This window comes from Spiroplasma endosymbiont of Tipula paludosa (assembly GCF_964264785.1).
Taxonomy (GTDB): Bacteria; Bacillota_I; Bacilli_A; order Mycoplasmatales; family Nriv7; genus Nriv7.
In genome coordinates this window covers 1,006,627-1,027,540 of sequence record NZ_OZ183484.1, presented here as the reverse complement: position 1 = coordinate 1,027,540, position 20,914 = coordinate 1,006,627, and the positions used below count along the sequence as shown (strand labels likewise).

The 20,914-nt window shown below is 27.1% G+C and carries 25 protein-coding genes; 7 read left to right on the top strand and 18 right to left on the bottom strand.

Going from position 1 to position 20,914, the window contains the following annotated elements:
* Positions 1 to 6: 6 nt before the first annotated feature.
* The 3 genes from ACFEL5_RS06140 to ACFEL5_RS06130 all read left to right on the top strand — a co-directional run bounded on the left by ACFEL5_RS06140 (position 7) and on the right by ACFEL5_RS06130 (position 1,604).
* Complete coding sequence (locus ACFEL5_RS06140) at positions 7 to 243, top strand: hypothetical protein (protein ID WP_338967750.1); 237 nt, start codon at positions 7 to 9, stop codon at positions 241 to 243.
* A gap of 73 nt (positions 244 to 316) precedes the next feature.
* Positions 317 to 1,264: a hypothetical protein gene (locus tag ACFEL5_RS06135; RefSeq protein ID WP_375315237.1), complete on the top strand. Its 948-nt coding sequence runs from the start codon at positions 317 to 319 to the stop codon at positions 1,262 to 1,264.
* A gap of 13 nt (positions 1,265 to 1,277) precedes the next feature.
* Positions 1,278 to 1,604, top strand: a complete 327-nt coding sequence (locus ACFEL5_RS06130) for a hypothetical protein (protein WP_375315113.1) — start codon at positions 1,278 to 1,280, stop codon at positions 1,602 to 1,604.
* Between the two features lie 157 nt (positions 1,605 to 1,761).
* On the opposite strand, the gene ACFEL5_RS06125 is transcribed toward ACFEL5_RS06130, so the two are convergent.
* Positions 1,762 to 1,941 carry a hypothetical protein gene (locus ACFEL5_RS06125; RefSeq protein ID WP_375315236.1) on the bottom strand — a complete coding sequence of 60 codons (180 nt, stop codon included), beginning with the start codon at positions 1,939 to 1,941 and terminating at the stop codon, positions 1,762 to 1,764.
* 87 nt (positions 1,942 to 2,028) lie between these two features.
* Here ACFEL5_RS06125 and ACFEL5_RS06120 point away from each other — a divergent pair, with 87 nt between their 5' ends.
* The 3 genes from ACFEL5_RS06120 (at position 2,029) to ACFEL5_RS06110 (ending at position 3,773) form a co-directional block, all read left to right on the top strand.
* Positions 2,029 to 2,379 carry a hypothetical protein gene (locus ACFEL5_RS06120; protein ID WP_375315235.1) on the top strand — a complete coding sequence of 117 codons (351 nt, stop codon included), beginning with the start codon at positions 2,029 to 2,031 and terminating at the stop codon, positions 2,377 to 2,379.
* Between the two features lie 76 nt (positions 2,380 to 2,455).
* Positions 2,456 to 3,400: an IS30 family transposase gene (locus ACFEL5_RS06115; protein WP_375315065.1), complete on the top strand. Its 945-nt coding sequence runs from the start codon at positions 2,456 to 2,458 to the stop codon at positions 3,398 to 3,400.
* Positions 3,401 to 3,545: 145 nt separating this feature from the next.
* Positions 3,546 to 3,773, top strand: a complete 228-nt coding sequence (locus ACFEL5_RS06110; protein WP_375315234.1) for a hypothetical protein — start codon at positions 3,546 to 3,548, stop codon at positions 3,771 to 3,773.
* Between the two features lie 82 nt (positions 3,774 to 3,855).
* On the opposite strand, the gene ACFEL5_RS06105 is transcribed toward ACFEL5_RS06110, so the two are convergent.
* From ACFEL5_RS06105 to ACFEL5_RS06025, 17 genes are all read right to left on the bottom strand, one after another.
* A complete protein-coding gene (locus ACFEL5_RS06105) occupies positions 3,856 to 3,990 on the bottom strand; it encodes a hypothetical protein (RefSeq protein WP_375315233.1) in 135 nt (44 codons plus the stop codon).
* Positions 3,965 to 4,138 (bottom strand): hypothetical protein, encoded by a 174-nt coding sequence (locus ACFEL5_RS06100; protein WP_375315232.1) that lies wholly within the window; start codon positions 4,136 to 4,138, stop codon positions 3,965 to 3,967. The genes ACFEL5_RS06105 and ACFEL5_RS06100 overlap by 26 nt, the downstream gene beginning before the upstream one ends.
* A gap of 220 nt (positions 4,139 to 4,358) precedes the next feature.
* Complete coding sequence (locus ACFEL5_RS06095; RefSeq protein ID WP_375315231.1) at positions 4,359 to 5,135, bottom strand: hypothetical protein; 777 nt, start codon at positions 5,133 to 5,135, stop codon at positions 4,359 to 4,361.
* Positions 5,136 to 5,159: 24 nt separating this feature from the next.
* Positions 5,160 to 5,405 carry a hypothetical protein gene (locus ACFEL5_RS06090; protein ID WP_342189776.1) on the bottom strand — a complete coding sequence of 82 codons (246 nt, stop codon included), beginning with the start codon at positions 5,403 to 5,405 and terminating at the stop codon, positions 5,160 to 5,162.
* A 19-nt stretch (positions 5,406 to 5,424) separates the two neighbouring features.
* Entirely contained in the window at positions 5,425 to 5,559 is a 135-nt protein-coding gene (locus ACFEL5_RS06085) for a hypothetical protein (RefSeq protein WP_375315230.1), read from the bottom strand.
* Between the two features lie 11 nt (positions 5,560 to 5,570).
* Positions 5,571 to 5,801 carry a hypothetical protein gene (locus tag ACFEL5_RS06080; protein ID WP_339024264.1) on the bottom strand — a complete coding sequence of 77 codons (231 nt, stop codon included), beginning with the start codon at positions 5,799 to 5,801 and terminating at the stop codon, positions 5,571 to 5,573.
* Positions 5,802 to 5,965: 164 nt separating this feature from the next.
* Positions 5,966 to 6,187, bottom strand: coding sequence for a hypothetical protein (locus ACFEL5_RS06075; RefSeq protein WP_375315229.1), 222 nt, complete (start codon positions 6,185 to 6,187; stop codon positions 5,966 to 5,968).
* A 2-nt stretch (positions 6,188 to 6,189) separates the two neighbouring features.
* Positions 6,190 to 6,516: a hypothetical protein gene (locus tag ACFEL5_RS06070; protein WP_215826003.1), complete on the bottom strand. Its 327-nt coding sequence runs from the start codon at positions 6,514 to 6,516 to the stop codon at positions 6,190 to 6,192.
* 688 nt (positions 6,517 to 7,204) lie between these two features.
* A complete protein-coding gene (locus tag ACFEL5_RS06065) occupies positions 7,205 to 7,771 on the bottom strand; it encodes a hypothetical protein (RefSeq protein ID WP_375315228.1) in 567 nt (188 codons plus the stop codon).
* Between the two features lie 134 nt (positions 7,772 to 7,905).
* Positions 7,906 to 9,894, bottom strand: a complete 1,989-nt coding sequence (locus tag ACFEL5_RS06060) for a PTS transporter subunit EIIC (RefSeq protein ID WP_375315227.1) — start codon at positions 9,892 to 9,894, stop codon at positions 7,906 to 7,908.
* A 166-nt stretch (positions 9,895 to 10,060) separates the two neighbouring features.
* Entirely contained in the window at positions 10,061 to 10,765 is a 705-nt protein-coding gene (locus tag ACFEL5_RS06055) for an NTP transferase domain-containing protein (protein ID WP_338967483.1), read from the bottom strand.
* On the bottom strand, positions 10,758 to 13,205 hold the full coding sequence (leuS, locus tag ACFEL5_RS06050; RefSeq protein WP_375315226.1) for a leucine--tRNA ligase: 2,448 nt from the start codon (positions 13,203 to 13,205) through the stop codon (positions 10,758 to 10,760). Before leuS ends, ACFEL5_RS06055 begins: the two co-directional genes overlap by 8 nt.
* Before the next feature lie 281 nt (positions 13,206 to 13,486).
* Entirely contained in the window at positions 13,487 to 15,211 is a 1,725-nt protein-coding gene (gene ptsP / locus ACFEL5_RS06045; RefSeq protein WP_338966736.1) for a phosphoenolpyruvate--protein phosphotransferase, read from the bottom strand.
* A gap of 130 nt (positions 15,212 to 15,341) precedes the next feature.
* The gene (locus ACFEL5_RS06040) at positions 15,342 to 15,605 is read right to left on the bottom strand and encodes an HPr family phosphocarrier protein (RefSeq protein WP_338968560.1); all 264 of its coding nucleotides are present in this window, start codon (positions 15,603 to 15,605) and stop codon (positions 15,342 to 15,344) included.
* A gap of 91 nt (positions 15,606 to 15,696) precedes the next feature.
* Positions 15,697 to 17,838: an ATP-dependent helicase gene (locus ACFEL5_RS06035; RefSeq protein WP_342189971.1), complete on the bottom strand. Its 2,142-nt coding sequence runs from the start codon at positions 17,836 to 17,838 to the stop codon at positions 15,697 to 15,699.
* A gap of 12 nt (positions 17,839 to 17,850) precedes the next feature.
* Positions 17,851 to 18,600 (bottom strand): RDD family protein, encoded by a 750-nt coding sequence (locus ACFEL5_RS06030; protein WP_375315225.1) that lies wholly within the window; start codon positions 18,598 to 18,600, stop codon positions 17,851 to 17,853.
* Positions 18,600 to 19,547 carry a glycosyltransferase family 2 protein gene (locus tag ACFEL5_RS06025; RefSeq protein ID WP_375315224.1) on the bottom strand — a complete coding sequence of 316 codons (948 nt, stop codon included), beginning with the start codon at positions 19,545 to 19,547 and terminating at the stop codon, positions 18,600 to 18,602. Before ACFEL5_RS06025 ends, ACFEL5_RS06030 begins: the two co-directional genes overlap by 1 nt.
* A gap of 405 nt (positions 19,548 to 19,952) precedes the next feature.
* Between ACFEL5_RS06025 and ACFEL5_RS06020 the strand changes: the two genes are divergently transcribed.
* Complete coding sequence (locus ACFEL5_RS06020) at positions 19,953 to 20,888, top strand: alpha/beta hydrolase (protein ID WP_375315223.1); 936 nt, start codon at positions 19,953 to 19,955, stop codon at positions 20,886 to 20,888.
* Positions 20,889 to 20,914 lie beyond the last annotated feature (26 nt).

Sequence of the window (20,914 nt, the reverse complement as noted above, 5' to 3'; positions counted from 1 at the left end):
GATTATATGATTGGAACTTTCTTGGCCGATGCACCAGCAAAAATTACTGGTGAACAAGCGGTTACTAACTTATGAAAAGCATTAATTACAGCGTTCGGTAATATTTGAACTGATATTATTGGTGGCAATATGCCAAATGTCGTTAATTTTTTTGCTACATATTGAGTTTTCTTGCTTGGCGTGATTATTGGTTTATTTTTAATCGCTTTCAAAATGTTTGAAAAATTAATGCCCGGCAGATAGTAATAAAAATAAAGAAAGTGTGATTTAAGTGATGCTATTGTTTAAAAAAATAAATTTAAGACTATATGATTTTGTGGCTTTAAATCGCACTTTATTTATTATTGCGTGATTCTATGGTGCGATTTTGCATTATTATAATCCCCAAAGTTGACGAATGTTATTTGATATTATTTATTTATTAATTGCTTTGTATATTTTATATACTAAAATTTCTCATTTCTTTGCTCGTCGAAGTTTTATTAATTTCTTATTAAATTCACCTTTAAATTTAGTAATTGGTGCTTTAGGAACTGGAAAAACCGCTTTAATGGTTTTAGCTTCTTACTTATTAAGTGGTTGAAAAACGATTTCTACTTTTCCGATTACAGATAAACAAATGCTTTCATTAGGGCATATGTCACTTTTAGATTATAATTATCCAATTTTAGATGAAAAACATTTACTGTTATGAGATGAAACTAACTTATTTTTAGAAGGAACTGATTATAAAGAAAATGATAGAGTAACCCAAGGTTTACAAGAATATTTTGCTTCGGCTCGACAATTTACCCATATCGTATTAGCAAGCGGACAACGAGCTGAACATATATGAGTTAAAGTTCGCGATATTGCGAATTCAATAATTGTTGGTATTAGAAAAAAACCAGTTAGTATTTTCCGACCCTATTTACAAGTTATTTACGGCACTTTTAAATCGGTAAGCGAATACGAACAATGACGATTAACTCTGATTAATGCTAAAAATGATAAAAAAGGTCGCAAAATCAAGTACCGTAGCATTCCGGAATTAGACATTTATTTCTTTAAATTGAAAATTCCGATGTCAATTTTAAACCTTTATGATAATAAATATTTATCATTCTTGCGTGAATTAAGTAATCGTGCTTTGAATGATAATTATCAACATAAATTTTGAAATGATAATGTGATGGATATTGAAGCATTAGAATATTTAAAAATGGAAAAATTTAGTAAGATACTTACTAAGTTAAAAAATAATCTGAAAAAGAAAAACAAGTAAAGGAGTTTAAAAAATGGAAAACTTAGAAAAAATGGCTAGTTTAATTGGCGATATGTTTTATAAAGTTTTTGATTTAATTTGAACTTTAACCATTCCTGGAACAGATATTCGCATTATTATTTTTCCGCTAATTATGCTTGTGATAAATCTTGTAATTGGTGGCATTTTAGGTATTCATATCGAACGACCAAAAGTTGGTTATCGTAAAAAATATCAAAAATCAGTTGCTAATTGAGGAGCTAAGAAAAAATCATCTAGTGGTCCGATTAAGAAATTTAGTGGTAATAGTCCTAAAAACAGACCGTGAGTTAATCAACATGGGCGGCGAATAAAAAGGTAGGTATTTAAAATGTTTAAATTAATAATATTATTTATTCTTGTTGCTGTTTTTTCTATTTTTGCTTTAAATGACTTTTTAGGTTTGTGAGCCTATGTGCGTGAGGGTTTAGAATATTTTAATAAAGTTTTATCAAATAATATTAAAATTTTAGATTTGTTTAAACCAATGATAAGGTTATTTTCCCAACATCCGATTTTCCAAATTTTAGGGACGATTTGTATTTTATCAACAATATATTTAATTTTAAGAAGTTAAACATAAGACTTGGTACATAACTATAACATTTTATGCCGACTAAACTATAAAATTCATTTTTATCTTTGTATTTATCTAACATTTGTATTTCATCTAAAAAATAATTATCAAAATAGTAGATAAAATTAAAGGTTATGTACCAAGTCTATAGAAGAAAGGACAAATAAATATGTATAAATTTATGTCGTGGTTAATTATCGCTTTTATTGGTTTAGTTCCTCTAGGTGCCTTCTTTGATGCAAAACAACCACCAAAACCTAATATAGAACAATCCTTTATGAAACGAGAAAAACGAGCTACAAACCTCAGTCAATGTGGTAATAGTTGTAAATTGGAATTTGCTAGTATTCAAAATAGTTATGTTTTTAAATGGCCATCTCTTGGTTATGTTTGAAACACCGATGATAAATTAGATGATTTGCCTCAAGATGTTTCTGCTCTTACAATTCCTGAAGGCGGTAGTATGTCTGGTTATGTTTTTAATTTTTGCTGAATTATACTTGTAAGTGCAAGTAAATAAAATTGCAAAAGATTTCATATAAAAATTTCATGATGCTAAGTTTATTTTAGAAAAAGTAAATTTAAGGAGTTTTTATATGGGATACAAACATCTTGGCATAGATGAAAGAATTTATATTGAGAATCAATTGAAATTTAAAGTAAAAATTAGTGAAATAGCTAAAAATCTTAATCGAAGTATTAGTACTATTAATCGAGAAGTTAATAGAAATAAAGATAATAATCATTATTTTTCATTAATTGCACAAAATAAAGCAGAAAATAGAAAACAATTACATGTTTATTTTCATAAATTTAAAAATAGAGAATTAGTAAAATATGTACAACAAAAATTATTATTAGGTTGATCGCCTGAACAAATTTATGGCAGAATTAAAAATTTTCATCAAGAATGAATTATTAGTTTTAAAACAATTTACAATTGAATTTATTCTGGATTACTTGAAAAGGTTACTAGTAAAAATTTAAGAAGAAAAGGTAAGAAACGAAAATCTCAAGAAAATCGGGGTAAATTTAATGGTAAATCCATTGAAGAACGAAATGTTAATAATCGCATAACTCTTGGCCATTGAGAAGGTGATACTGTAGTATCATCACGAGGTAAAAGTAAATCATGTTTAATAACTTTAGTTGAAAGAACATCAAGATTTACTTTAGCAATATTAGTTGAAAATAGAACTACTAAAGTTATTAACAAAAATATTAGTCATTATTTATCAATTCTTCCAAATAATCTTGTTAAGACTATAACATTTGATAGGGGTAAAGAATTTGCTAATTGACAACAACTTGAAAAAAATTTAAATGTGAAAATTTATTTTGCTGATGCATATTCACCTTGACAAAGAGGTACTAATGAAAATACTAATGGTTTAATTAGAGAAAAATTTCCTAAAAAATTTAATTTTTCAAACACTACTAAAAATGCAGTTCATAAATTTATATTGTCTTTAAACCAAAGACCAAGAAAAATACTAAATTATCTTTCGCCAATCGAATATTTGGTTAGAAAAATAATTTAGTTGCACTTAACTTTACAATTTGGCAAATATAAAAATGCCATTAAAAATAATACTGGTAATTTTACAAAAGACGAAAAAGTAGACTTGGTACATAACCTTTAATTTTATCTACTATTTTGATAATTATTTTTTAGATGAAATACAAATGTTAGATAAATACAAAGATAAAAATGAATTTTATAGTTTAGTCGGCATAAAATGTTATAGTTATGTACCAAGTCTAATAAATAAGGCAATAAGTACACAAGTAACACCAAGAATGGTAAAAATTGGGTGTTGCGAAAATGTTCGTGCCATTGGTTTAAATAGTTCTAAAATTGTTAAATTGCTAGTAATAAATTTTTGGAAATTGGCAAGTCCTTCGCTAATATAGTTCGTTAAAGTTTCAAAATGACTACCAGCTAATAGCCCAAGAACAGTTATTAAGATAAAAATAATAATTAATTTAAACATTGTTAGTTACCTTGTTTTGTTTTTATTTGTTTTTTAGCTTCTCCTCATGCACTTAAACGACCCTTATTTTTAACAGCATATTGGCGTTGTTTTTCTAAATTAACTTGTTGACTACCAAAACCAAGAATAATTGCCATAAGAAATTCTACAGCCAGCATCCAGCATTAAGAACAAGGGAAATATTAGTTGAATTTTTGTTCCCGGCACTTCAAGACTTCAAATTAAATCAAAAACTTTATAAAGCATTTGGGCAAGAAAGTCGGCCATTTTTGCGAGATTTTCCATTTTTTATTGTTCCTTTTCTTTCATTTTTTTTAAAAATTTGCTAAATTTATCCATTTTTAAGTATTCTAAGTCTTCTAAATCAATTGCTGTGTCAGTATAGTATTTATCTTCATAGTCAGGATTTACTTTTGAATTTAAGTAATCTCTTAAAAATGCTAGGTAAAAAGAATTGTAAGTGTTAAGTATTGGTAAAGGAATTTTTAGTTTAAAAAAATAAATATTAAATATCAAGTTCAGGAATATCACGGTATTTAATGCGACGCCCTTTTTTACTATTTTTAGCATCAATTAAGGTGTTTCTTCAGCGTTCATATTCTTCAATGCTAGTAAAGGTACCATAGATGACTTTTAAGTAGGGACGAAAAATATTAACGGGTTTTTTACGAATTCCCACAATCACATTATTGGCAATATCACGAACTTTAACTCAAATATGTTTATCTCTTTGACCACTAGCGAGAACAATATGACCGAAATGGCGTGCCAGAGCGAAATATTCTTGAATACCGGTTTCTTCGTTTTTGGTATTATTTTTTTCTCAATCAGTTCCTTCTAAAAATAAGTTGGTTTCATCTCATAAAAGTAAGGTTTTGTCTGGCAATACCGGATAATCAAAATCTAATAATCCCATATGTCCTAAACTTAATTTTTGAGTTTCTAGTAATGGGAAGGTTGATGCGATGTGATATTTCTTCTTTTTTAATAATTTTGATGCGTATACTAGAAAAGCAGTTTTTCCAGTTCCTAATGAACCAATAACAATATTTAACGGTGAGTTTTTTAAGAAATTAATAACTTTGTTAATTTGTGTTAAATTGCTGATTTTAAAAAGGAAAATTAAAATACAACCTGCTAAAAATAAATAGCTCACAATGTTTTTAAAATAACCGTTGTAAATATATCAAATTGCTCCTCAATGTCATAAAATTAAAAATGAGGTGCGATTCAATTCAATAAAATGGTTATTTTTTTCTATTATTCATTTGCAAAATTTCATCTTGCACCTCACTTTATTTTTTTGTTAGCGGACCGCTCCAAGTAATTTTTCAAACATTTTAAAGCAAATAAAGAATATTGCCAAAATAAATGGAAAAATGAAGATTCAGTAGTCAGCAAAGAAGTTACCGACTTGTGGCATATTAACAGCAATAATTTCTCACATTTTAGTAAAAGCCGTTATAATTGCATTTCATAATTTAGTCATCGCGTCACTAGCTGTTATTTTTTCTACTGTTGCAGGTGCATCAGCCAAGAAAGTTCCAAACATATAATCACCCCCTTTCTTTTTAAAACATTCATCATTTATATTCAAAGTTTTTCTTAAATTTGTTAAAGCCACGATTAACCTTAACACGATTATATTTTTTCCTAATTAATTTTGAATTTCTTTGGGAATGCATCACAACGTAACTTCTTGACATTAATTTTTTCCCTATCTAAATACTGATATGGTTTTTCAAAGTAGCATGAGAATAAATCACACCATAATCGCTGTTAAGAATCAAAAAGCAATGTTTGCTATTAAAAGTCAAAGTGTTTCTTGAGTTAAATCAATTTCTTTACCGCCACTAATATGAGCCGGAATAGTTGTAATTTGAATAAATAAATCTCAGAAAGTTTGTTTGATTTGTTCTCAATTAAATTCTTTTAAATTTACCGTCATTTTTTATCTCCCAAAAATCATTTTTATTGGTAAATACATAATTGAAATTAATGCGAAAAGAAAAGTAATGATAATAATTAATCCGGCAATAAATGCAACTTGTGCAGGCATTTTTTCTATCGGAATAAACAGTTCTAAAAATTCCATAATAATTTTTCAAAACATTATTTTTTATCCGCGTTATTTTCTTTTGAATCAGGAGCTTTAACTCATTCCTCAAAGCGAGCAATAAATACTTTTTCGTCTTTCGTGAAATTACCAGTATTATTTTTAATGGCATTTTTATATTTAATTCTAATTTTTATTTTGGCATAAATTTTATAAGCAAAATATGCCAATAGCATGATGCTGATAATAATAAATATTAATCCAATCGCAATATTCATTTTTAAACTCCTTTAAAATAGTTATAATTTATATCTTTTTTGTTGTTTTCTTTTTCCGCAATGAAGAAGCTTAATAATTCTTGTCCCTTAATTAATTTGGTTTCATTTTCTTTTTGATTAATTGAAATTATTTGATATTTACTATCTTTTATTATTCCGACACAAATCGAATTTTCATATTTTCCTTTATAAACAAATCGTTTTGGAAACCAAATGCCGATTTGTTCATTAAATCACGGAATTTTTGGTGCTTTAATAAACATTGCGTTTTGTGTTTCTTTTAAGAGATATTTTTTAGTATTTAAGAAAATGTTTTCAATGTTTTTCATAAGACTTGGTACATAACCTTTAATTTTATCTACTATTTTGATAATTATTTTTTAGATGAAATACAAATGTTAGATAAATACAAAGATAAAAATGAATTTTATAGTTTAGTCGGCATAAAATGTTATAGTTATGTACCAAGTCTATAATAAATTACCTTTCTTATAAATAAACTAAGTTATATTAACTAAGTTGTTAATTAACTTAGTTTTTTAAACACTTATATATCGCAGATTTAAGTGTTTAACAAGCTTTGTTAGTAAATTTTGTTTTTTAATTAGATAAATATTTTAATAATTTTAAACTTAGCATATCCCCTATATAGAAATTTTTACACTTTAACATCCGCATCCTACCCTTGGAACTAATTTAATAGCGTGTATATTTTTAGGAAATCCACCCATTCATTTTTTTATTGCAAAATGAAACAAATTGCTATAGCTAATAGGGTGTTATCTATTAACTGGTAAACTTCTTTTGGTTATGGCGACCACCCACAATTTATCGTGTTTTAATACATACCAACATTATTAACTCACTTGTATTTAATTTTCAAAGAACAAATTTTTAACACCTTATAAAATAAAAAGACAATCATTGCTGACTGTCTTAATACTTATTCAAATATTTTCCCACCTAACAAAACTTTATGCGTCCAAGTGATATATCCCATCATCTTACCTTAATAATTTATTTTATAATATTAAATCCAACATTATAACTAAGACCTGTTGCTAAATAATGCTTCTGCATTTTATTACTTCACAAATACACATCTAAATAACTAGTTAAGGGCCGATCAACATATAAATCAAATGAACTAATTAAAACTGCTGTTAAATCCACATTACTAGCTCTTCATTTAATTTTCTTAACTTCAAGATCAACCCTTCACCGAATATCTAACTGATTATCAATAAATCTTCTAACATCATTAAGAATTTTGTAATAATAATATTTAGCATCCGTTAAAGAAAAATTATATGGTTGTTTTTGTTGTTCAGAAATATTAAAATCTTTTTTAAAAGTATTAACAGTTCAATTAAAAATCAACGATTTTGAAAAAATAAAATCTTCTAAGATAAATTTAATATTCTGTTCTCATTGTTCTTCATCAACTGTTTTATTGGTAATAAGATTTAAAGCATCAACAGATTTTTCTTCTTTACTTTTAATATTATTAATAGTACCTAAATTGCTTGTAGCTCCTATTGATAAACTCGAAATAATTAATAACTTAGTTAACTTATCATTCATCATTTAATAATCAATCCTTTCAGCTTCTTTCTCTTATTAAAACATATTAATTTTTAAATTCAACTGAAAAAAGAGTGAATTTAATTTTTTTTAAATTCACTCTTAATTAATTACTATTTACTACTAAATATTTATTACTTTTTACTATTTTCTGCGGAAGAAGAGCGATACAAAATTTCCTTAATTTTATTTTTTCAAATATCTGATTGACCACCAAAAACTACAGCCACTTGCTTCTTACCACTCTTTTTAATAGGCTTAGTACTTAAAATTTCTAATTCGCCAGCATCAACTTTATTCATATCAACGACTTGCACTCGCAATCTTGAAGCACAAGCATCAATATTTTCAATATTTTCTGCTCCGCCCAAAGCAGCTAATATTTTTTCTGCTGTAACAATTCCTTTTCCAGATTTCTTATCTTTAAGTTTTTCTTTTTCATCATTAATAATATTATCTTCTATTGGCGACATATTCTTAGATTGACTTTTTGCTGCTTGATAATCTTTTTTTGTAAATAAATGAATCTGCCCATCAACAGCTTCTCTTCCCGGAATTTTAATATTAAATCGTAAAATCAAGAAATAAAATAAGAAGAAATAAATCGCTGCATAGGCTGCACCAACAATTGGTACAACTCATCAATTAGTTGTTTGACCACTAAAACTTGGAACAATTCCATAAATAATTCAGTCTAATACTCCACCAGAGAAAATCATTCCAATTTTTACTTGTAAAACATTCATTAACATAAATGATATTCCCGCTAATGGCACATGAATCCCATAAAATAACCACGGGGCCACAAATAAGAAACTAAATTCTAACGGTTCAGTAATTCCTGTTAAGAAACTGGTTAATCCAGCAGAAGCATATACTCCTAATGCTGTATTTCGATTTTCCTTAGGTACCGTCAATGCCATTGCTGCTGCTGCTGCTGGCAATCCAAACATCATAAAGGGAAACTTACCTGCTTGGAATCGTCCTAGTCGTAATCCCCGACCTCACATATCTTGCAATGTTAATTTTCCATCAGCAATAACTGCCATAAATCCTGTTTGGTCACCAACAGCTGTTAAAGTTAATGGATTAGCTACATCCCCAGTACTAGCAAAGTCACTAATCGCTCCACCAGCACCAGATCATCACAATGGTGCATAAAACACATGATGCAATCCAAAAGGAATTAATGACCGTTCAATTAATCCAAAAAATAATGAATCTAATCCCACAGGTAATGTTCCCGATGAACGCCCAAATCAATTAAATGCTGCCCCAACTGGCGGTCATATTAAAATAAAAATAAACGCCAAGGGAATAACAGCAAAGAATACCACAATTGGGACAAATTTTACGCCACTAAAAAAACTAATGTAAGAAGGTAATTCTGTTAGATAAAAGCGATTGTAAAGAAAAGCAACTAACGCCCCAACAATAATTCCTCCAAATACTCCTGAATTTAGTGTTGGTCCAATACCTAAAATTGATGTCGTTAATTTATTATCAACTGCTAAATCACCTTTTCAAAATCATAAATTATAGTTAATCGGCGTTTCACTTGATGATATTACTTGATAAAAAGTATCATCAATTGGTTTTCCGCCCAATGTTCCTCCTAATAATTTACTAAATTCAGCAGTTAATTTTGGTATTAAATCTTTTCCCGTATATAATTCCTTTAATGAAACTACAATCTTCTGATCTTTACTCGCATCATCAACATATGCTAAAACATAGTTATAGTTTATTACCCCTTGATTCATAAAGACAGCAATTACAACAACAAAAATTAGAAAACCAATTAATGCGGTTAAACCTGCAACTCCCGCATCATTAGTAAAAGCAATTGCAACTGAAATTGCAAATAATACTGGTAAATTAGCAAATGGGACATCACCCATCATTTTTAAAAATGTACCAAAAGTTTCTCAGGCTTCTGCATCAGCATTTTTAGCAAGTGTTTCAATTGTTGCTCCAATTCCTAAAAATAATCCCGCAATTGGTAACAACGCAATCGGCAACATAAATGCTTTAGATAATTTTTGAAGAACACCTTGACTTTTTTCTTTAAAGTTACTCCAAAAACTGCCTAAAGACTGTTTAAATCCAAGCTTTGACGACATATAAACCGTTCCTTTTCTATTTAAATTTAAAAATAAATTCTAAAAATTTTTTTATTTTAAAATTCAAGCAATAACCTCCACTCTATTTTTAATAACTAAATTAAATATTATTTAGTTAATTTAAGAAATTATTACAATCTCTTTAAACTAAATATATCAATAATAACTATGAAATTTTTATCGTTTTAGCAACTGAAATTTCTAAATCTTCTGGTGTATCAATATCTCATTGGTCATCTTCACTTAATATATAAGGAGCAATAACAATTTTATTTTTTAAAGCACTAGCAATAAGAATATCCACCATTTGATATTGAGAAATCTCATTTTTAGCAAACTTAATTTGCAATTGTTCTCTAATCGCCTTTGCTCATCGTTCATCTAACAATGACCATTCACCTAATAATAGCTTATGCATATTATTACTTTTTTCATAACCAATAATATTATTGTCATTACCTATATTATACACTCAATCAATCTTTTTAGTTACTCGTTTAACGGCACACATAATTGGTTTTGCTGTTAAATTCATAAAAAAATTTCGCCCCATTACCATATCACCACTAATAATAATTGTATTATCTTGTAAGTAATCTTTAACTAAATAACCAGCATAGGCACTAGAACCATTTTCATATTGCGCATTATGAACAAGCTTAACTTGCACATACTTATCAACTAAATATAAAAAATCTTGATGACGATAACCAGTAATAACAATAATTTCATTAACTTTAGCCACTAATAAATTAGTTATTATTTTTTCAATTAAAATTTCACCATTAATATTTAATAATGATTTATGTTGATGATTTAATTTTAATCTTCTGCCAACTCCGGCCGCAAAAATAATCGCTCGCTTAATCATCGTGTTTATCCACTACTTTAGTAACAAAGTTAATAATTTTATTCATTACAAATATTGTTTGTTTAATTTCATATTGATATAAAATTTTTTGTAAATAGTCATCATTTTGAATAATTTTTAAAATTTCTTCTTGTGATAAATTCGGCACAACATTTAATTTTCCTCGTAATTTACCATTAACCTGAATAATAACAACAACTTCATCTTTCACTAAATACTTAGCATCATATTCAGGTCATTTTTGAACAGCAACACTACTTTCTTGGGCTAATATTAATCATAATTCTTCTGCTAAATGCACAGCAAATAAACTTAACATTTTGATAAATCCTAAAAAATAAGGTAAATAAATTTGCTTTGTTTTATAACAAGCATTAACAAAAACCATTAATGATGATAACGCCGTATTAAAAGCTAAATTTTCCAAATCAGTAGTTACTTTAAACACTGTTTGATGATAAATTTTATCCATTTGACCATCATTATTTTTAATAATTCAAGCAAGATGTTCAGTTACTAAACGATAAATCCGATCTAATCATCTCCTTGTACCATCAATACCTTGAATATTTCATGGCATTGATGCTGTTAATGGTCCCATAAACATCTCATAAACGCGTAAAGCATCAGCACCATGCGTCATAATGATATCATCGGGATTGACACCATTATCTTTTGATTTTGACATCTTTTCACCATCAACACCTAAAATCATTCCTTGATTAACAAGTTTCATAAAAGGTTCAGGTGTCGGAACAACTTTTAAATCATACAATATTTGATGTCAAAATCGAGCATATAGTAAATGCAACACCGCATGTTCTTGACCACCAACATACAAATCAACTGGTAATCATTGTTCCAATAATTTAAACGCGGTTTTACTATTTAAGGGAATAAAACTACCATCATCTTGTTTCAAAATATATGCTAAATAATATCAACAACTACCTGCTCATTGTGGCATTGTATTTGTATCTCTTTTGCCTTTAACACCATCATTTCTAGTAACATTAACAAAATCAACCATATTTGCCAACGGCGACTGACCATTAACTGTTGAAACAATATTATCTGTTAATGGTAACATTACCGGTAAATCTAACTCATCAACTAAACCAGTGGTACCATCATCTCAAAAAATAATTGGAAACGGTTCACCTCAATATCTTTGGCGCGAAAACAATCAATCGCGTAATTTATAAGTTGTATGTTTTTTAGCGATTGCTTTTGCTTCCAAAACATTAATAATTTTACTAATGGCTTGTTCATTATTTAGTCCATTCAAAAACTGAGAATTAATATGAATACCATCACCAGTTATTGGCATTTTCATATTATCATTTTCAATAACAATCTTTATTGGTAAATTATATTTTAATGCTAAATGATAATCTTCAGCACTATGTGCGGGAACACACATTATTGCTCCTGTTCCATAATGATATAACACATAATCAGCAACTCAAATCGGAACTAATTCATTTGTTAACGGATGCAACGCATAACTACCCGTAAATACCCCTTGTTTATCATTATTTAACTCTTGGCGTTCTAAATCAGTTTTCATTTTAACTTCTGATAAATACTCATTCATTTGTTGCTCATTATTCTTAATAGTAAGCGAAACTACTAATGGATGCTCTGGTGCTAAAATAATAGCACTAACACCAAAAATCGTATCCAACCTTGTAGTAAAAACTGAAATTTTTTCTAATGAATTTTGAATTTTAAAATCCACTAATGCCCCTAATCGTTCACCAATTCAATTTCTTTGTAATTCTTTAACGGAATTAGGTCAATCTAAATCATCTAATCCTTTTAATAGTCTTGAAGCGTAATTAGTTATTTTTAAAACTCATTGCTGCATTGGTTTTTTAATAACCGGATAATGACCTCTTTCAGAAACCATTTTTCCTTCAATAACTAAAACCTCTTCATTAGCTAAAACTGTTCCTAATTTTTCACATCAATTAACATCACTTCATTTTAATTGAACTAAACCTTTTTTATAAATTTGTGAAAATATTCATTGTGTTCATTGATAATAATTAGGGTCAGTAGTATTTATTTCTTTATTATAATCATAAGAAAAACCTAAGCGTTGCAATTGATGACGAAAATTATTAATATTTTCCAAAGTAAAACTTACAGGATTATTTTTTGTTTTTAAAGCATACTGTTCAGCTGGTAAACCAAACGCATCTCAACCAATAGGATGCAAAACAGCATAACCTTGCATCTTACGAAATCGTGCCATTACATCAGTAGCAATATAACCTTTTAAATGACCAACATGTAATCCAGCACCAGATGGATATGGAAACATATCAAGAATATAAGTTTTTTTAGTTGCCATATTACTAGGCGTCTTAAATATTTGCTGATTTTTTCAATACTCTTGTCACTTTTTTTCTAAAGCACGATGTGAATAAATCATAATGTATCCTTTCTTATCATATATGTTTTAACTAAATATTCTCAATACAGAAATTAAGGAAGCGATAAACCCAAGAGTAAACATACATCCACATAAAAAGAAAATATTTTTCTTAATAAAAAATCACAATGTATCCTTATAAACAACTTTTGAAAAATATTTTGTTACTAACAGTCAATGAATAACAAAACATAAAATTGTCAAAATAAGACAACTAACAGTTAAAGCAATACCCATATTCTTATTTATTGTTGTCGTTGCCAATATCATATTTAAAAACATTAAATTAATTTCTTTTCTTGTAAAAATTTAGTAACAAGAGTAATTACTTCATTTTCATTATGACATTTTAAAGCCTCATTCACAAGAATAACTGTCTCTTTTTTAGTTAAACTATTAATAATTTTTCTTGCTTCTAATATTGATGTTGATGACATTGAAAAGTAATCTAATCCCATTCCTAATAATAATGGTAATGCCAAAATTTCTCCTGCCATTTCGCCACACATTCCAACTCATTTCTTATTTAAATGAGCACCATCAATTGTCATTTTAATTAGTCTTAATATTCCTGGATTATAAGGTTGATATAAATATGATACCTTCGGTGACATTCGATCAACAGCAATTCCATATTGAATTAAATCATTAGTTCCAATCGAAACAAAATCAGCATATTGAGAAAAAATATCACTCATTACCGCAGCAACAGGAATTTCAACCATCATTCCAATTTGAATGTCATCACTAACAGCAATATTTTCTTGCTTTAATTCTTCTTTACATTGCAAAGTTATGGCTTTAGCTTCTTTAAACTCATTCACAGTAGCAATCATAGGAAACATAATTGCTAATTTACCATAAACCGATGCTCTTAGTAATGCTCGCAATTGCGTTTTAAAAACATCAATCTGATCTAAACACAAACGAATTGCACGATAACCTAAAAAAGGATTCATTTCCGATTCAAACTGATAATACGATAAATGCTTATCACCACCAATATCAAGTGTCCGAATAACAACCATATCATTAGGTATTTTCTCTAAGACAGCTTTATATGCTTGGAATTGTTCTTCCTCTGTTGGCCATTGATTACTATTCATATATAAAAATTCCGAACGAAATAATCCCACTCCGTTGCCACCATTATCAATAACACTATCAACATCGTGAAAAGAACCAATATTTCCTTCTAAAGTAACTTTATGCCCATCTAAAGTTATCGTTGGTTCATCCTTATATTTTTGCAATTGTTGTTGCTTAATTTTTCATTGCGTTTGCAATTCTTTTCATTCAACTTGTTGAGCACTACTAGGATTAGTTATAACAACACCAGTTTTTCCATCCATAATAATTAGTTCATCATTTTCTACTTTACTAGTAATATCTTTTAAACCTACAATCGCTGGAATTTCTAAACTACGCGCCATAATCGCCGCATGCGAAGTTCTACCACCAATATCACAAAGAAATCCTTTCACAAATTCCGGATTTAATTGTGCTGTTTGCGATGGTGTTAAATCAGAACTAACAATAATTACTTCTTCATCAATAATTGCTAAATCTTGAATTTTTATTCCCAATAAATGCTTAATTAAACGATTAGTAACATCTTCAATATCGCTTGCTCTTTCACGCATATAAGCGTCATCCATCGCTTTAAACATCGCAATATATTTATTAGCAATAACGAAACTCGCATACGAACTAGTAACTTGTTCACTAGTAATCATCTGTTTTATTTCATCAATAATAGTGGGATCACTAATAATTTGCTCATGAGCCATAAAAATTTTAGCTTTATCTTCACCAAGCTTTTTAAGAGTTTCGGTATATAATTTCCGAATTTCAGTAAGCGATATATCCAACGCTTGCTCTAAATTTCGTAATTGCTCTTCAATATTAGTAACTTGTTCTTTTTCAACTTCAATTCGTTGTTCAATTAACTTATATACTTTAGCAATGGCAATTCCGTTTGAAGCACCAATAGCTTTCAACTCCATAATATGTCCTCGTTTCTATATATGTTTACTAGTAATTATATATAAAAAAGTTCAGTTTTTCCAATAACAATTGCAATCTTAAAAAAAACAAAATAAAAATACGAAATTATTCGTATTTTTAAATTTTATATTAAACCAATTTATTATCCTTCATTGCTTTTTTAATGCCAGCAATTGCAACATCAGCATCTTTACCAATTGCTTCAATTTCTACTTCTGTTCCGGTTTTAACTCCTAAAGCCATAATATTCATAATTGACTTTAAATTTCCTTCACGACCATTAACTTTAATTTTAATAGTAGAACTATATTTTGAAGCCTCTTTAACAACAATCGCAGCCGGTCGCGCATGCATTCCAATTGGATCAGTAATTTTAGCTTTAAATGATGACATTTTTATTTCTCCTTTAATTTTTTACATCAATAAATAATAATTAATAAATGTAAGTTAATACTAACATAAACAGCAATTAAAAACTAGATATTTAATCTTCACTCAAAACCTTCTTTAATAACGGGTGATTAGATCGTAAAACTTTAATCCCACTATTAAAAGCAACTTCAACATTAGAATTTAAAATATTAGTTACAATCCCTTTACCAAAAGTAGAATGTTGAATAACATCACCAGTTTTTCATTGCGATTTTTTTGCTGGTGTTAAAGAAATATTTTTCGGTATTGTTCAACTTAATGACCGCTTAGTATCTTCTAATTGTTCATCGCTTTTAAGTTCTAATAAACTAGGATTAATTTCAATAACAAATCTTGAAGGTAAGCGGTAATTATTAGTTACATAAGAAAACCCTTCACTATAACTTAAAAATAATCCTTTTCTTGCTCTTGTAATCGCAACATATAAAACTCTTCGTTCTTCTTCAATAGCAGAAATTCCTTCTTCAATACTTAAAGTATTAGGAAAAATGCCTTCATTTAAACCAATAATAAATACAAAATCATATTCCAAACCTTTAGCATTATGAATCGTCATCAAACTAACTCTATCTTGATTAGCAGAATTTTCATCTTGATCAACATATAAACTAACTTCTTGTAAATAATGTTGTAATAATTCCATTCCTTGTAATGAATCCACATTTTGCAAATCATAATTTTCCATATGATTAAATAATTCTTTAACATTTTCTAAGCGTTCTTCCTCAAAACCATCTGCTAATTGCTGTAAGTAATTACCGTTATTTAAAAAATCTTGACTGAATAAAGTCATCTTTTCATATGATTTTAGTTTCTCTTTTCAAACTTTTAAATATGTAACTAATTCAATTATTGATGGTTTTAAACTAGCAACATTTACCATTAAATATTCTAAAAGCGATTGATGATTATTTTGTGATTGTTCAATTAAATTATTAATTGTTGTCATCCCCACACCTTTAATCAAATTCAAAACTCTTACTGTTGATAATTGATCACCATAAACTAAAGTTTTTAAGTAAGCTAAAACATCCTTAATTTCTTTTCTTTCAAAAAACTTAAAACCACCATAAATACGATAATTAATATGATTATTAATTAATGCTTCTTCTAAATCACGAGAAAGATAATTAGCACGATAAAGAATTAAAATATTATTTAATAAAATTTTTTTCTCAACTAACTTTTTAATTTCTTTTGCCACCCAGTTAGTTTCACGAATACTAGTATTGCCATGATATAATTTTGTCTTACTACCATAGTCATTCATCGTAAATAAATCTTTAGCAATTCGTGAATGATTATAACTAATAAGAATATTTGCCACATCTAAAATATTTTGTGTTGAACGATAATTTTGATTAAGAATAAAAGTCTTCCCATTAGGAAAATAATTATCAAAATCTAAAATTAATCTTGCTTTTGCCCCGCGAAAAGAATAAATTGTTTGATCTGGATCACCAACAACAGTAATATTTTGATGGATTTTTACTAAATAATTAATTAATTCAAACTGTAATTCATTAGTATCTTGAAATTCATCAACTAAAACATACGAAAATCGTTTTTGTCACTTTTGTAATACTTCTGCATGATGTGAAAATAATTCTAAAGTTAAAGTTAATAAATCATCAAAATCAACCATATTATTCTTAGGCAAATTTTGTAAATAAATCTTATAAATTTCTAATCATTGTTGCTTATGTTCATGATAAAAATCACTATTAATAATATCACTATATGATAATTGATGATTTTTTCAATAAGAAATCATACTACTAACTTTCTTAATTTCATTACTATCAAAATTATATTGCTTATTTTTAATAATATCTTTTAAAATATTAATTTTATCAACAGTATCAATAATAATAAAATCTTTTGTATATCCCAAAACCACAATATCATTTCTTAAAACTCGAACACAAAAGGCATGATATGTATGAACTCATGTATATTTAGATTGATCACCAACCAATTCATTTAATCGACTTTTCATTTCATTAGCTGCCTTATTAGTAAAAGTTACGGCTAAAATTTGATTACTACTAATGGCCAAATTATGAATCAAATGAGCAATTTTATAAATAATAACTCTTGTTTTGCCACTTCCCGCACCAGCTATAATTCTATTAGCACCTTCACTACTTAAAACTGCTAATTTTTGTTCTTCATTTAAATGGTTTATATTCATCTTCTACTCCTTTTATAACTCTTCAATTGCTTTTAATTCTTTACTATCAATAGTTCCCGGTAAAGACTCTTGTAAATGAATATGAATTTTATTATCTTGTAATTTTTCTTTTTTTTGCTTTTTCTCTTGATGATACCGAACATTAACAATATAAATGTGTAAATAGCGATCAAAGAATAATTGATTTTTAACATCAAACTTATAAAGTAACATTAATGAACCATATCATAATAAATAAAATAATCCCATTAATCTTAATGTAATTGTTACAGCTAACGGTAAAGAATGTTGTGGTTTAGTAATTACAAAAATGTTTTGATAATTAAAAATAAAAATTGGATATTTAAAAACTAAGCTAACAAATAAATTACTAATAATCAAAATTACTCACGGAATAATTGTAATAAACAATTCCCGATATAATAAATCTCAAATCCGAATCTTATTTTGACCTTCTTTGATTAATTTAAAACAAAAAATAAATTTTGCTATTGTTCTACCTTGACAAAAATATGGCATCATAACAAAATAAGACATTAATAATGAAAATGCACTAAAATGATTAATAATTGCTTTTTGTCAGTCATTAAGATATTGATTTTGATAAATTCCCCAAGTAATAATAAAAATAATCATACTGATAATTATATAATCAATCACTCTAGCAAAAATTACTTTTCAAAGTTTTACTAAAAAATATGGCGTTTTTTTTCTTATAGTGTCATTATCACTACTAATAGTTTTAATTTTCATAATATCCATTAAACAAAATTCTTTAAATATTTTTTTCAATCTTTGGCAACATCTTTATTGAACAAATCGTTTGGTACTAAATTGAGATATTGATTTTTTTCTCAGTGAGGAAATCTTTTCGTAACTTTATTTGTAACTTCTTGAATAGCTTTTTTAACTAATACTTTATTTCCTATTGGAGCAATAACTTTTAAAAATGTATAGTAATGAAAGCGAACAAATGCATATTCTAATTCTTCAATTAACTCTCTTGCTAAGTTTATTTGCTTATAATAGTTATAAATATGAACTCATTGCTTTAAAAAATCAAAACTATTAAAATTCAAGAATGGCTCAATTTCAATATCTACTAATATTTTAGTGCTCGTATATAAAGTTTCAATTCACGGTAATATTTTATAAATAAATAGTAAATCAAAACGATTAGAACGCCGAAAAGTAATTTTATGACTAGTAATAATCTTTTTTTTAAATAACTTATTAAATAGTGAATGATGAATTAAAGCAAAGACTTCCCGATTTAAAAGAGGATGATACAAATTATTATTTTTTAATCTTCGTGAAGAAATATGATGATAAACATTAGAATATTGAACCATAAATTCAATTAAATCAGGTTCATCATTATTATTAATTTCTTGGATAATATTTTCCATAAAATTATTTATTAATTTATATCCTGGTTGTAAAAATAAAACATAACTTCCTTTAGCATTACTTAATGCTAAATTTCAAGCATTAGCGGTTTCAATTTCCTTTCAGCTACTAATAACTTTAATAGTATCACTATGTTCTTGAAAAAATTTAGTAATATATTCTAGAGTATCATCTTTTGCTTTATCATCCACAATAATAATTTCATAATCTTTACCCTTTTGTTTTAAAATACTATTTAATGTTACTTCCAACTTATTATTATCATTAGAACTAGTTAAAATAAAACTGATTGTCACCATTACCACTCCCTCAATATAGTAATTATAACATTTGCCTTTATATATTACCTAATTAATTTATTATCATATAATATTAATAAAATAGACTTGGTACATAACCTTTAATTTTATCTACTATTTTGATAATTATTTTTTAGATGAAATACAAATGTTAGATAAATACAAAGATAAAAATGAATTTTATAGTTTAGTCGGCATAAAATGTTATAGTTATGTACCAAGTCTAATGATAAAATAAATATATTACTAAAACATGAGGTTAAAATTATGGAAATTACGCAAATTAAAAATCCCCTACCAAGAAAGTTTAAACGACTATCATTTTTTAGTTTAATTATCATTATTTTAACTTTCCCTATTTTAATATGATATCTATTATATATATGTTGTAAAAATTTTTATGTTATGCCTCGTTTCACCAATACATTTCATCGATTTGGTAAATATGACCCCTTATATCATGGCATTGAAAAATATAGTTTAGCTGTTTTAACTACTGATAGTATTATTAAAAACAATTCTTTAATTGCTTTCAGCACAAAAGAAAAAAATAATCTCAAATTTCAAGAACATGAAATTATTAATGGTAATACTATTCTTAGCAGTTTAATTTTAATTAATCCTAATAATAAAAATAACAAATGAATTATTGCCATGCACGGATGAACAGAAAACAAATTTTTAGCTTTAAGAATGACAAGACATTTTTATAATGAAGGATACAATATTGTATCATTTGATGCACGCAACCACGGTAAATCTAGTACTAAAACTATTGGATTTGGTTTTTTTGAAAAACATGATCTAGCAATGGTAATAAAATATTTACATAAGAACTTTATTGTCCAATCAATTGGTTTAATTGGTAATTCAATGGGTGGAAGTACTATTATTGAATTCATTAAAGAATACAGTGAAAAAATTAAAGAATTAAAAGTATCTTGAGCAATTAGTGATTGTGCTTATAGTAGTTTTATTGAACAACTACGATGGATGAGTATGACAATTTTTAAAAAACATTGATTTTGAACAATATCAGTAATGCGATTATCATTACGATTAGTTAATGAACTAAAAGTTAAAAAATTAGTTCCTAAAAATAATTTAAAAAAATGTGCTACTATCCCATTACTAATTATTCATGGTGAAAAAGATAATTTTGTTCCATTACATATGGCTTATGATATTTATCATCATAAAATTCGTGATGAAGAAAAACAAATTAGTGAACTATTAATTATAAAAGATGCTGGGCATGTACAATCAATTACAACTGATTATGACCTTTATACAAGTAAAACTTTATTATTTGCTAAAACACATGAAGAAATTACTAATTAAAAAGATAAAGTTTTAACAAACTTTAT